At 38.5% G+C, this 13,268-nt stretch carries 16 protein-coding genes; 2 read left to right on the top strand and 14 right to left on the bottom strand.

What is annotated here, in order from left to right:
- Positions 1-39: 39 nt before the first annotated feature.
- From AAGD37_RS02895 to folD, 4 genes are all read right to left on the bottom strand, one after another.
- On the bottom strand, positions 40-621 hold the full coding sequence (locus AAGD37_RS02895; protein ID WP_341760071.1) for a cob(I)yrinic acid a,c-diamide adenosyltransferase: 582 nt from the start codon (positions 619-621) through the stop codon (positions 40-42).
- A gap of 93 nt (positions 622-714) precedes the next feature.
- Positions 715-1,203, bottom strand: coding sequence for a signal peptidase II (gene lspA, locus AAGD37_RS02890; protein ID WP_341760070.1), 489 nt, complete (start codon positions 1,201-1,203; stop codon positions 715-717).
- A 196-nt stretch (positions 1,204-1,399) separates the two neighbouring features.
- The gene (locus tag AAGD37_RS02885; RefSeq protein ID WP_341760069.1) at positions 1,400-2,386 is read right to left on the bottom strand and encodes a GlxA family transcriptional regulator; all 987 of its coding nucleotides are present in this window, start codon (positions 2,384-2,386) and stop codon (positions 1,400-1,402) included.
- A gap of 15 nt (positions 2,387-2,401) precedes the next feature.
- The gene (folD, locus tag AAGD37_RS02880; RefSeq protein ID WP_341760662.1) at positions 2,402-3,310 is read right to left on the bottom strand and encodes a bifunctional methylenetetrahydrofolate dehydrogenase/methenyltetrahydrofolate cyclohydrolase FolD; all 909 of its coding nucleotides are present in this window, start codon (positions 3,308-3,310) and stop codon (positions 2,402-2,404) included.
- Between the two features lie 333 nt (positions 3,311-3,643).
- Here folD and AAGD37_RS02875 point away from each other — a divergent pair, with 333 nt between their 5' ends.
- Positions 3,644-3,808 carry a hypothetical protein gene (locus AAGD37_RS02875; protein ID WP_341760068.1) on the top strand — a complete coding sequence of 55 codons (165 nt, stop codon included), beginning with the start codon at positions 3,644-3,646 and terminating at the stop codon, positions 3,806-3,808.
- Positions 3,809-3,876: 68 nt separating this feature from the next.
- Positions 3,877-6,027 carry a diguanylate cyclase domain-containing protein gene (locus AAGD37_RS02870; RefSeq protein ID WP_341760067.1) on the top strand — a complete coding sequence of 717 codons (2,151 nt, stop codon included), beginning with the start codon at positions 3,877-3,879 and terminating at the stop codon, positions 6,025-6,027.
- Positions 6,028-6,070: 43 nt separating this feature from the next.
- Here AAGD37_RS02870 and AAGD37_RS02865 read toward each other — a convergent pair whose 3' ends face one another.
- The 10 genes from AAGD37_RS02865 to AAGD37_RS02820 all read right to left on the bottom strand — a co-directional run bounded on the left by AAGD37_RS02865 (position 6,071) and on the right by AAGD37_RS02820 (position 13,229).
- Positions 6,071-6,655, bottom strand: coding sequence for a YqgE/AlgH family protein (locus tag AAGD37_RS02865; RefSeq protein WP_341760066.1), 585 nt, complete (start codon positions 6,653-6,655; stop codon positions 6,071-6,073).
- Between the two features lie 280 nt (positions 6,656-6,935).
- On the bottom strand, positions 6,936-7,424 hold the full coding sequence (gene rnhA, locus AAGD37_RS02860; RefSeq protein WP_341760065.1) for a ribonuclease HI: 489 nt from the start codon (positions 7,422-7,424) through the stop codon (positions 6,936-6,938).
- Between the two features lie 26 nt (positions 7,425-7,450).
- Positions 7,451-8,392, bottom strand: coding sequence for a homoserine kinase (gene thrB / locus AAGD37_RS02855; RefSeq protein ID WP_341760064.1), 942 nt, complete (start codon positions 8,390-8,392; stop codon positions 7,451-7,453).
- Positions 8,393-8,416: 24 nt separating this feature from the next.
- Positions 8,417-9,451 (bottom strand): 4-hydroxy-3-methylbut-2-enyl diphosphate reductase, encoded by a 1,035-nt coding sequence (ispH, locus tag AAGD37_RS02850; RefSeq protein ID WP_341760063.1) that lies wholly within the window; start codon positions 9,449-9,451, stop codon positions 8,417-8,419.
- A gap of 3 nt (positions 9,452-9,454) precedes the next feature.
- Entirely contained in the window at positions 9,455-10,171 is a 717-nt protein-coding gene (locus AAGD37_RS02845) for an SURF1 family protein (RefSeq protein ID WP_341760062.1), read from the bottom strand.
- A gap of 3 nt (positions 10,172-10,174) precedes the next feature.
- The gene (locus tag AAGD37_RS02840; RefSeq protein WP_341760061.1) at positions 10,175-10,564 is read right to left on the bottom strand and encodes a DUF983 domain-containing protein; all 390 of its coding nucleotides are present in this window, start codon (positions 10,562-10,564) and stop codon (positions 10,175-10,177) included.
- An 8-nt stretch (positions 10,565-10,572) separates the two neighbouring features.
- A complete protein-coding gene (locus AAGD37_RS02835) occupies positions 10,573-11,451 on the bottom strand; it encodes a cytochrome c oxidase subunit 3 (RefSeq protein ID WP_341760060.1) in 879 nt (292 codons plus the stop codon).
- An 84-nt stretch (positions 11,452-11,535) separates the two neighbouring features.
- Positions 11,536-12,057, bottom strand: coding sequence for a cytochrome c oxidase assembly protein (locus tag AAGD37_RS02830; protein ID WP_341760059.1), 522 nt, complete (start codon positions 12,055-12,057; stop codon positions 11,536-11,538).
- Between the two features lie 16 nt (positions 12,058-12,073).
- Positions 12,074-12,301, bottom strand: a complete 228-nt coding sequence (locus AAGD37_RS02825) for a hypothetical protein (protein WP_341760058.1) — start codon at positions 12,299-12,301, stop codon at positions 12,074-12,076.
- Position 12,302: 1 nt separating this feature from the next.
- The gene (locus tag AAGD37_RS02820) at positions 12,303-13,229 is read right to left on the bottom strand and encodes a heme o synthase (protein ID WP_341760057.1); all 927 of its coding nucleotides are present in this window, start codon (positions 13,227-13,229) and stop codon (positions 12,303-12,305) included.
- Between the last annotated feature and the right edge of the window lie 39 nt (positions 13,230-13,268).

The raw sequence follows: 13,268 nt of genomic DNA, 5'->3' as shown, positions 1-13,268 counted from the left end.
AAAATTAACCCATCTTAATACTCAAAAATTATACCAACTTTACCTATTTTTACCGGGTACCCAGAGGACATCATCATCACCATGATGATTGACAACCCGTGCTGCAACAAACAAAAAATCTGAGACTCGATTCATATACTGAATAACAAAGGGATTCAGGTTTTGTTGAGAGTCTTGAGCCATTTGAACTATCAAACGCTCCGCTCGGCGAGCAATCGTTCGACTCAGATGAAAATGTGCGGCAGCAGATCCCCCGCCGGGCAATACAAATGAATGCAAAGGAGTAAGACCAGAATTGAGTTGATCAATTTCTGACTCTAGCCTAGCTACTTGACTCTCGATAACCTGCAAAGCCTCAGAGTCAGTGTTCTCTCCTGCTTCAGGATTTGCTAGATCTGCACCTAAATCAAAGAGATCATTTTGTATCCGACTGAGCATAGTATCGATGACTGGATATTGGTTCTGCGTATAAAGCCGTAATATCCCTATAGAGGCATTTGTTTCATCAACAGTTCCATACGCCTCTACCCGAACATCATTTTTTTTAACACGAGAACCATCGACAAGTGCTGTAGTCCCATCATCACCCGTTTTTGTATAAATTTTATTCAGTAAAATCATTTAAAAATCATCTTTATAGAGAATCATAACTGATTATTAATCATAGGTTCCTCTTTTAAAAATGCTATATCTATATAAAGGATTCACTTGTTTTTAGATTTTTTCACTCCTCCGTTTCTCGTTAGGGTTAAAAACTATTTTATCAAGAATGACAGCTATAGCACCAAGAGTGATAAAAGAATCCGCTGCGTTGAATACGGGGAAAGCCCAGTTTTCAGTATAAAAAAGAAGGAAATCTACCACGTGACCTCGCATCAAACGATCGATTAAGTTACCGATAGCTCCTGAAATGAGGATAGCAAAACCGAAATGGGAAAAATGGTTATTGATTCGAAAATTCTCCCATAAATTCAGTAAAAATAAAATAATCAGAAATATTAGGCCTATCAACAGTATACGATCCATTGATGACAACATTGAGAACGCAATCCCTTTATTGTGCGTCCGAAATAGTGCTAGAAATGGAAAGACATCAACTTTATCACGAAAGAGCAAATGAGTTTCTACTACCCATTTACTCAGTTGATCAATCGAAACCAATGCAATAATTAAAAATTTATATCGAAGATCGAACTTCATCATATGATTGTCTCATAGACTCTAACTCATCTCTAACGCCTGCAACTAGTCTCTTCAAAAAGTGAATTTGTAGATCAAATTAAAGCATCTGTTGAAATGAATCGTTTTAGCTAATAACTGAGGAGAGGAGACTCACAATTTCTGATCCCAGATCTTATCTATCATCTTGGAGAAAGAGTTCTATTAAAATATCCTCCATCTATAATAAATGATCACTCGAAATATCCTCATGACAAGCACGACGGTCCTCTGACGGAGAGAACCCAAAATGTGCACGATAGCTTTGTGCAAAATAGGAATGAGATGTAAAACCAGTTGATAAGGCAACATCCAATATTGATAAATCAGTATGCCTGAGTAATTCACGTGAACGATCCAATCGGATACTCATATAGTAGCGCCCTGGTGTGCACGAGAGATGGCGTAAGAATAAACGTTCTACCTGACGCAATGAAAGTCTTACACGTCTAGCAATTTCTAGTGCAGATAAGGGCTCTTCAACATATTCTGCCATCAATTCCACAGCTTTTTGCAGCTTTTGTGATTTTCCAATTAGATTCCGTTCTGATCCCACTCTTTGGCGGTCTTGATCAGTACGAATGCGTTCATGCTGAAACTGATTAGCAACTTCATTAGCGATAACCTCACCACAATCATCTTTGATAATTTGCAACATCAGGTCAATCGATGTTGTACCTCCTGCTGAAGTATAACGATTGCGATCAATCTCAAATACATTTCCTGTACAACATACATTGGGAAACCTTTCTTGAAAGGCAGCTCGATTTTCCCAGTGAATTGTGCACTCATAACCATTTAAAACTCCTGCTTGAGCTAAAATATAACTACCTATAGACAGAGCCCCTAGTGACCCTCCTTGTCGGGCGTGTTCTCTCAATTTGGCAAGGAGGTGATTGTGGCCAGGAATTTTGAGATTTTTTCCTGCACAAACGAACAAAATATCACATTCTGGTAATTCATCGAGCGAATAATCCGCTGAAATTAGAATGTTATTTGAACCATATACGGGTTTACCATCCAAAGATATTGTGCTCCAGTTATAATAATCAATGCGAGCCATGCAGTTTGCAGATCTTAGAGAATCTATTGCAGCAGCTAGACAGAACATTGAAAACTGATCTATGACTAGAAACGCAAAATGTCTTTTATTTGTTTCTGATGCCATTTATCCCTCGGATTATCAAAATTTAGGAATTTTGTATCCTGCAAACCGGCAAGCAGATGCAAGTGTATTAGCCATAAGTAAAGCGACAGTCATAGGGCCAACACCACCAGGTACTGGCGTTACATATGCTGCGTTTACAAGCGCTCCTTCATAATCAACATCACCTATGAGACGGAACTTCCTCTCACCATGCTCAGAGGTTACAATACGGTTAATACCCACATCAATAACCATGGCTCCAGGTTTAATCCAATCCCTTTTTACCATTTGTGGTTGTCCCACAGCTACAACCACAATATCAGTGATCCGTGTTAACTTCGACAAATTATTAGTCTGACTGTGGGCGATGGTAACCGTACAATTCGCATTCAGTAATAGATGAGCCATTGGTTTCCCAACAATATTGGAACGCCCAATAACAATTGCATTCAAACCAGACAAATCGTCTCCTAAAAATCGACGGATAAGGAGCATCACTCCAGCAGGTGTACAGGGAATGAAAGTTGAAGAAAGATCTCCTCTCCCTAATTTTCCCACATTGAGAGGATGAAACCCGTCAACATCTTTTTCTGCTGCGACCGTCTGTATTACGGTTTTTTCATTGATATGATCTGGGAGGGGCAATTGAACAAGAATACCGTGGATCGTTTGATCATCATTCAGTTTTCTAATGTGATTGAGCACTTCTTCTTCTGTAGAATCTGCAGGCAGGGTACGCTGTATCGAATGAAACCCGCAATCGTTCGCTTTTTGGCTTTTAGAAGCTACATAAATTAAACTCGCAGGGTTTTCTCCAACAAGAATAACAGCAAGCCCCGGAGTTACATGAGTCTCTTGAATCAGTTTTTTTGTTTCTGATTGAATGCTAGATATAACATCTCTAGCAATCACTTGACCATCAATTCTTTTCTTTTTAGTGATCATCTCTTTCATTGTGGCGTTCTTTGTTATCATCGCTCTCGTATTTTCAGAATCGATAATCAAAAATATTATCGATTTTGGAGAAATTCAGAGACTCATGAAAGCACCCTATCATAGAGTTCTCTCTTGTCCTCCTGATATATATATTGGATAGTATCTTAAGAAGATAAATCTATTATAAAGTTGACAATAGCAGTCGATTATGATTCTCGGCTAACTTCAGAGAATTACATTGCTTTAAAATTTATCTAGCATATCCTATTTTACTAGTCTTTTCGTCGCACTATCCTTATCTACAGGAGGTGCGATATCACCTAAAGGATAAGTGAATTGAAGATGGCTAACAATAGCAAGACTATTGGGGATAAGAAGGTAAATCATCAGTCAATCGCAGTTCTAATGACAATAGCGATCCTTTGGGGCATTGCGTTTGGTGTCCAGATGCGAACCAAGAGTGATGCATCACAGGACTCCATTTTATTTTCAAACCTCTCTCTTTAATCAAAAAATGTATTCAGTCTGCTGTTTACCTGCATCTTTAATCTATCAATGAGCATAACTTTATAAAGATGCTGAATTGTAATTTTCCAATATTGATGAATAGGCAGATTACGATTGTGCTAATTACCGTAATCGTGCTTATTTTTTTGATTCATCCTGCCATTGCGCTAGAAGCCATTGACGTTAGACTGGATAAAAAAGCCATTGATCTATCCAATAGCTATAAGCTCCGTTTTCACAAGGAAGGAAATATTCAGGTTACAACGGCTCCTAACGCAGAAGGGATCGTCAATCGTATTGAAATACTTTCAAGTGCGGGATCTAAACACTGGATAGTTTTTGCTCTTGCTAATAATTCGGTTGAGAAGATAGATCGTCTTCTTGTTTCACCGTATTTTCGGCTTGCATCATCTGGCTTCATTTGGCCAGATCTAGGAAAACAGCATATTCGTTCTGTCATCCCATCCGAAGGCTTCTCGCTTAAACGACAAGCAAGCGAAGAGGCCGATATTTTTGAAATCACACTTGATCCTGGCTCGGTGATTACTTTTGTAGCAGAGCTTTCTGATCCTAAGATTACCCAATTGATTCTGTGGGAACCAGAAGCCTATAAAAACGCTATTAATAGCTTCACTTTATACGCAGGTATTGTATTAGGGATCTCAGCTTTACTTGCATTATTTCTAACCCTGATTTTTGTTATCAAGGGTTCTCCTATCTTTCTGGGAACAGCTACGTTAGCTTGGTCTGTATTGGCCTATGTTTGCATGGATTTTGGATTTCTAAGCAAAATTTTCTTGATGACTCCAGATGAGCAGAATATTTGGCGTGCAGAAACAGTTATCTTTTTCTCCACAGGCCTCATCATTTTTCTCTATACTTATCTACATTTGAATCAATGGAATAAACACTCTTATTCCTTAATATTAATATGGTTATTAGGTCTGACAGGACTATCTGCATTAGCTATATTTGCACCATCAGAAGCTGTAGGTCTGGCTCGTATATCAATTGCTACCACGGTTATTTTCGGTTTTTTTACGATATTGATTTTCAGCTTATACAAATTTGATCGTGCGATCATGTTGATTCCTGCCTGGTTGTTGATGACAACATGGCTCATCGCTGCATTTATGCTTATCAACGGAATGATCAACAATGATCTTGTTCATCCGGCTCTCATTGGGGGACTGGTTCTGATCATGTTGTTAATCTCATTCACTGTTATGCAACATGCTGTCAGGGGAGGTCAAATGACTCAAAGATTGCTTTCTGATCTGGAACGTCAAGCTCTTGCGTTTATAGGATCTGGCGATAGCATATGGGACTGGGATGTTTATAGAAATAAAATATATACAGGACCTCATATTCTAGTGTCGCTTGGACTTAACTCAAGGGGATTGAACGGTTCACTGAGTCATTGGATCCTGCGATTACACCCTGATGACAGAACTCCCTTCAAGACTGCATTGGATCGAGTGCTTTACGATCGTGATAGTAAAATCTCTCATGATTTTCGGATTCGGTCCCATGGGGGAATATATCACTGGTTGAATATTCGAGCAAGACCGGTTTTCAATGATAGTGGTGAAGTGATTCGATGCATGGGTATTATTACTGACGTTACTGAAGATCGAATTTCTCAAGAAAGGCTCTTGCAACAAGCTGTTCACGATAATCTGACGGGTCTTCCTAATCGTAAACTCTTTTTAGACCGGCTTCAAAGTATGATAGCGATTGCTACTTCAAACGTGATTGTAAGACCGTCTCTCCTTCTCATTGAGATAGATCAGGTCTCTAAAATTAATGAATCCTTGATTCTATCAACAAGAAATTCTATCTTTTTGATCATTGCACAGCGACTGACGCGTTTATTACAATCGCAAGATTCTCTTGCTCGACTTAGTGGAGATCAATTTGCCCTGATCTTGCTATCTGAGAATGATCCTGACCTCATTGTATCTTTTGCTGAATCTGTGAGAAAAACACTCAAAAGACCGATAGAATTTTGTAATGAATACATTCATGTAACTGCTTCAATTGGATTAGTGAGTTGGTCCCTTAACTATTCCTCACCAGAATATATGATTAGGGATGCGGAAATTGCAACATTTCAAGCTAAGAAAAGGGGAGGTGATCGTATCGAAACATTTCGTCCTACCTCCTACCTTAAGGAGGAAAGGGATTCATCAATTCATACGGATGCAATAACGCAATAGAGAAGACCGTCGATTCATTTCCCTTAAGTGGAAATAACTAATCTCAAGCATGACCGATTATTGACGATAAAGTCGCTTCTCTGACACCCAACATACCTAGAGCTTTATTATAACGATTTGAATAAGGAGTATCAAAGACGAGTATAGATGTTGCTTCAACAGTTAACCAATAATTTTCTGTTATCTCCCTCTCTAACTGACCGGATGACCATGCAGCATAACCAAATGCTAAAAAAGATCGTGCGTGAGATTTTTTATTAGTTAGCCATTTTAAAGCATCAAGCGTACAGGTGACACCACAAATACTGCCGACTGTGGCAGTATTGATACTGCTGTAATCGAGACTATGAAGGACAAAGGCACGACCTTGTTCGACAGGTCCACCTCTAAATATTTGTATATCCTTCTGTTTTATGATAGGATCAACGTAACTCTTCAATTCTTGAAGGATACTTCTAAAAGCTGATTTTTCTACTGGATGATTGAGAACAAAGCCCATACTGCCATCTTTGGAATGAGAACAAATAAGGATGACGGAACGATCAAACCGACAGTCCTGAATCCCTGGCATTGCAATGAGACACTTCCCAACAAACTCATAATATCCATCGTTAGTTTTTCTACACACGGTTAATCGTACCCAAAACTCTTGAGTTAGTTTTCAAAATAACCGGATCAGAAAATAATGAGAACAAATAGAGTCCATCATTATAATCATTCGCTCTTATCCAGATATCATTCATTAGAGGGTTACTGGATGCTTTTCAAGGCATGACATACATAGACACAATACAAATCACCGATCCTTAAAAGAAAGAGAATTTTTCAATGAACCTGAAAAACAGATTCGATCATTTTCTAAATCTTCCCTAATTGTTAAGAGATGATGAAAAAAAGCTAAACAAAAACTATTCAGTCCCTTCTTTTTCAAAAAAAGAAGAATACTGCCAACCACCATCTTTATAAGGTTTCATCCCTTGTTGGGCAAGGCCGTCGGCGCGACTGTTTTCTTCTTGTCCTGCATGACCCCTCACCCAACACCAACGAATAATATGTCTTGACGTAGCATCGTCAAGAGCAGACCATAGGTCTGCATTTTTGACTATCTTTTTTGCTGATGTTTTCCAACTATTTTTCTTCCAAACATGAATCCAATTTGTTATTCCATCCTTTAAGTACTGAGAGTCCGTATGAAGACAAACGTTGCAAGGCTGATTTAAAGCTATCAGTGCCTCAATCGCTGCCTGTAATTCCATACGGTTATTAGTGGTGTTAAATGCACCACCACATAATTCTTTCTCACTGTTGTGAAATTTAATAAGCACTCCCCAGCCTCCAGGTCCAGGATTTCTTGAACAGGCACCATCTGTCCAAATATCGATATCTTCATAAGTCATAATTATCAAATAGATCTCTATCTGATTCAAATCAAATGAGACTGACGCCAGAATATTAGCCGAGAGATGAATGCTTCAGGATTGTGTAATACAACTAATCGATCCTTTTGCACATCCAACCAGTCTCTGAGTCGTGTCAATAAGAAGCGAAGAGCAGCCCCTCGAACAAGAATAGGAAGAGATTGTATTTCTTGTACTGTCATTGGACGAATAGTGTTATAACCGCTTATAAAAGAATTGGATAGACCTGGTAAAAATCGAAAATTATTATCAAAACACCAAGAATTAAGGGCTATGGCTACATCATAAGCAAGAAAATCATTGCATGCAAAATAAAAATCAATGACGCCAGAAATTTTTCCATTTAAAAAAAGGGTATTATCCTTAAACATATCTGCATGAATGACGCCACTTGGTATTGACTTTGGCCAATTCTTTTGAAGATACTTTAATTCGTCATCGATCAATTCTTGCAAGCTTTCTTCGACAGAGGACATTTGATCTCTTGTGGCCATTATTAGTTCTAGCCTTTTAAGATCAAAAGAATTGGTTCTCCTCATCTGAAAATTGGCTGCTGCCAAATGTAACCTAGCCATGGTCTGGCCGGCTGAATAGCAATGGCCTTCTTTTGGACGCTTTACTTCAATTCCCTCTACAAAACTCATAATAGCAGCCGTTTTTTTTTCTAACTTACCCAAAACCATCCCCTTTCTATTACGAATGGGGGTTGGGCAGGAGAATCCATTCTGCGATAAATGTTCCATCAATCCGATAAAAAATGGGAGGTCATCTTCATTGACTCTTTTCTCATAAAGAGTCAGAATAAACTTTCCTGAATCCGATTTTAGTAAGTAGTTTGTATTTTCTACCCCCTTTACTATTCCCTTAATAGAATGAGTCTTACCGAGATTGTAATTTTTCAAGAATTGCGCTAGTGTTTCTTCTTCTACCTTTGTGTAGACGGCCATTGATTTCCTATTTCTGCTTCTATGCTACATGCTACCATTAAAAAACGCCATATCCTCTCGCTCAAGTGGCATATCTATCAAATCTTTCATAACTGTAAAATGCTCATTTTCTTCTTTCGTTCCTGAAGGGATAATCGATAACTTAAATCTCGATTGAAAGGCCTCAATAACTTGAAAAACGATAATTTCAGGTGCTGATGCCCCAGCCGATACTCCTATTGAAGGACTATATATATCTTGAATCACCTTCCATGGTATATCTTCTACGCTTTGAATAAGAGCTGTATACTTTGCTCCATACCGAGTGGCGACTTCAACGAGTCTTTTTGAATTCGATGAATTTGGTGCACCAACGATAAGAAAGAGATCAGTATGGGGTGCTGCCATCTTAACTGCTAATTGACGATTGGTTGTTGCATAGCAAATTGATTCCACAGATGGTGCAACAATATGAGGTATTTTTTTTCTCAGATGTTTAATGATATCATCTGTATCATCTATCGAAAGTGTTGTTTGAGTTACATAACCAAACTCCATACTATGACTTTTTTTAAGTTTATCCACATCACAAAGCGTTTGGATTAATGTTACAGATCCTTCTGGTACTTGACCCATCGTACCAATGACTTCTGGATGGCCTGCATGACCTATAAGAAAAATATGGCGACCCCGTTTTCTATGTAGAATTGCCTGCTTGTGAACCTTTGAGACAAGTGGGCATGTTGCGTCAAGAAAAAATAAATTTCGTTTCTGAGCGAATTGTAAAACGGATCTGGGAACACCATGAGCTGAGAAAATGATAGGTTGACGGGTAGGTGGAATTTCCTCTATCTTTTCCACGAAGATCGCTCCAATCTCCTCCAGTCCTTTGACAACATAACGATTATGGACAATCTCATGACAGACATAGACAGGTTTACCATATTTCTTAATAGACAAGACTACAATCTGAATAGCACGTTCAACTCCAGCACAAAAGCCTCTCGGTTTACACAAGAATAACTGCGCTTTTTTCTCACGTTTATAATGTGACAATAATCTTTTCAAATCTAGGTCCATGTCTTAATTCCTGGAAGTCAAAATGTTCTTTGATATAAAGAAGCTCCCCACATAAAACAGCACGATTGCTAGTCCAAACCACGTGATCGCATACTGAAGATGTCTATTATTCAATACTATGGTACTAACGGCAGGGATCGGCAATCCTCCAGAAATGGGTTCAAGACCAGAATCCAAAAAATAAGGCAAAACTAGAACCTTACCTTCAGGAAAGGCACGTTCAGACATCTGTTTTAATGATTTCCAATAAAAGATATTTTTCTTTATATTGTTATCCGGTACAAAATAATTTGGTTTTATTCTTGACGCAGAACGAGCAAAGCCCTGAATCGAAATTGGACCCGACAAGAAACTGTCAGCTCTTTTACTGATTGGCTTAAATGAGTTCGGAACGAAACCCCGGTTAACAAAGAGAATTTCCCCTCCATTCATTTCAAGAGGTGTATAGAGATCAAACCCTACTTTGCCTTTATAAGTAGTAAAAAAGTGTTGCTCCCGATCATGAAGAAACTTACCAAATGCCTGTATTGATTTGAATTCAATATCAGTCCCATTTTTTAACGATTTATTGATATCATCTATGGTTAAAGGAATCTCTCTAGTGGCCATATTCACACGCTCTATCAGGGTCTCTTTCCAATCTAGACGTTCTAATTGCCAAAAACCGAGTGAACTTAATAAGCTAATGCCTAGAAAGAGAAAACAAATATTGCGGAACATAACCTAGTGATCTTCCTCAATATGACCTTCGGATGCATCATAATTATATTGAAGTGTAATCAATATGCCTTTCACTATGCGAATAGCAGGAATACCAGTTGAGAAAATCAAAGGCAGCCACAGCAAGATATGAATCCACATTGGAGGGAAATAATGCAGTTCAACAAAAAGAGCGCTCCCCAAAACAAAACAACCAAGGCCCATCATAATAAATACGGTTGGTCCATCACCTACATCTCTTTTTTCAAAACTTAATGAACATATCAAGCAAGATCGGTTTAGTTTCAGAAATCCTTCATAAAGATTCCCCTTCCCACATCGAGGACAACGACATTTAACGCCAGCTGAGAGATATCCCAAAAGAGAAAAACGAAGGTCATTGAAGATATTCATCTTCATTCTCATGGAGAAAAAATAAGACCTTTTGATGGCCATATGTAAAAAGAAAAAAACAAAAACAACCAAACAACATCAACAAAGTGCCAATACCAGGAAGCAGCTTCGAAGCCAAAATGGTTTTTTTGAGAAAAATGACCCATCTTAGCACGTACTAAACACACGATCAAAAAAATCGTCCCCACAAGAACATGGAATCCATGAAACCCTGTTGCCATAAAGAATGTAGCACCGTAAAGGGATTCAGAAAAAGAGAAGGGTGCATTAACATATTCAAGAATTTGGACAGATAGAAAGATTATGCCTAAAATAACGGTTAAGAACAAACCATAGATTGTGCTTTTTCGGTCTTCTTGCAAAAAAGCATGATGTGACCAAGTCAATGTTGTACCTGATAACAGCAATGTCACCGTATTGAACAATGGTAAATGAAGTGGTTCCAAACCCTCTATACTTGTCGGCGGCCATTGGCCACCTGTATATTCAAAACGTGCGAATTGATGCGGGTCTCCAGCAAAAAGAGCAGCATCAAAAAATGCCCAAAACCAAGCAACGAAGAACATAACTTCAGAGGCAATGAACAAAATCATACCATAGCGAAGATGCAGAGATACGACGGGGGTATGATCACCAGAACCAGCTTCTTTTATTGTATCTCCCCACCATCCGTACATTGTGTAAAAGATAACCGTAAGACCTAAAAAAAATAACCAAGGGCCGTATAAATCTAATCCTAACACACTGATACCTAAGCCCCCATTCAGGGAATGCATATAAGTTATGCCACCGATTGCTATCAGAAAAATTCCTATAGAACTCAAAAGCGGCCAAGGGCTTGGATCAATAATATGATAATCGTGATTTTTCGTATCTACATGGGCCATCTGAAGTCTCCAGATTTTCTTAAGATTAAGCTTAGCTTAAGGGAAAATTAATAAAACTTATCTATACTCTCTGCTACCTTTTATTTAAGAAGTTTTCTTTTTAAAATTCTTATCAAGAAAGAAAGTGTAGGAAAGAGTGATTGTCTTTGTCCTTTTCAAAAGGGGATCATTTAGAATTTCTGGATCGACAAAGAAAACAACAGGCATATCCATCGATTCTCCCGCTGATAGTCTTTGTTGAGTGAAACAAAAACATTCTAATTTGTTAAAGTAAATGCCAGCGGCCTGAGGGGATACATTAAAAGAAGCCGTTCCATAACTTACCTTATCCGTGACATTTCTTGCCTCGTAAATCGCTTTACTTATCTGTCCGAGTTTAATTGATACGGAACGTGACTTCGGTATAAACTTCCAACCTAAATCATGTGATACATTCGCATCAAAACGAACTCTTATCCTCTGATCACTGACGAATTTAGATTTTTCCTCCGCTCTCTGGATCGTGCCACCATAACCAGTAATCTGGCAAAAAATCTTGTAAAGTGGAACAGCAGCATAAGAAAGGCCAAGCATACTAAATGTGATGGAAATGCATATCATAGCCATCCATGTTTTGATTTGCTTATTCCTTTTTGAATTGATTGCCATGATTATTATTTTCTGCTTTCATCAGAAATGAAGGATTATCCCTTTTCGGCTTCAAGCGACTAATTGTTGCGGAATAGAAAACCAGAATCATAACAACAAGACAAAGAGCAATGGCTCTATTTCGGATCCTTCTAGCCTTTTTATGATCTCTGGAAAGATGAACAAGCTCCAGATTCTCGATTTTCTGGTGAGCATCCTTCATATTATCTAATCCAAAGCAGTTTTGCCAAAGCCTCTATCAACAGAATGACAAATAAAGAAAGTAAGTAAAATATAGAAAACCGGAAGAGTTGTTTTTCTGCCTTTAGATCACTGTCGTGGCTATCAACAAGCCAGACTCTATAGGTTAACACAACAAAAATAAGTCCTAAAAAAAGAGAAATAACTCCATAAATTGGAGATGCAAAATCAAATAACCAAGGTAAAATACCAATAGGAGCGAGGAACAATGAGTACACCAACATTTGATTCCGCGTTGATCGCTGGCCAGCTATATTGGGCATCATAGGAATCGATGCATGTTCATAATCAGCTTCTTGATATAGGGCTAATGCCCAAAAATGTGGCGGCGTCCAAATAAATATAATAGCGAAAAGGACTAGACTCCGAAGACTTAATTCTCCTGATACACAGGTCCAACCAATCATTGGCGGAAGCGAACCAGCTACACCTCCTATGACAATATTTTGAGGGGTATAGCGCTTTAGCCACATCGTATAAACAACAACATAAAAGAAAATTGTAAAGGCAAGCAAAAAACCAGCAACCCAATTGACCAGAAGGCCGAGCATCAAAACCGAGAAAATTGAGAATACCATACCAAAATTGAGCGCCTGACTTTTGGTCACCCTTCCATCTGGAATGGGACGGGCTACAGTTCGTCTCATCATACAGTCAATATCAGCATCATACCACATGTTCAGTACTCCGGCTGCCCCTGCACCAAGTGCAATACATAAGATAGAGATGATGCCGAGAACCAGATCAATCTCACCTGGAGATAACAACAGTCCTGTCACAGCCGTTAAAATAACCAACCACATAACTCGAGGCTTCATAAGTTTAAAATAATCACTTGGCATGGCTAAAGATAATTCAAAATCGACAGAACTGGTTTCAAATTGAGACATCAAATTATCCAGTGGATCATGATTGGATACATTATGTGA

The sequence above is a fragment of the Candidatus Endowatersipora endosymbiont of Watersipora subatra genome, assembly GCF_964026585.1.
Lineage (GTDB): Bacteria > Pseudomonadota > Alphaproteobacteria > Rhizobiales > Rhizobiaceae > Pseudahrensia.
Note: the sequence above shows the minus strand (reverse complement) of the source record. Positions and strands in the feature narration are given on the sequence as shown.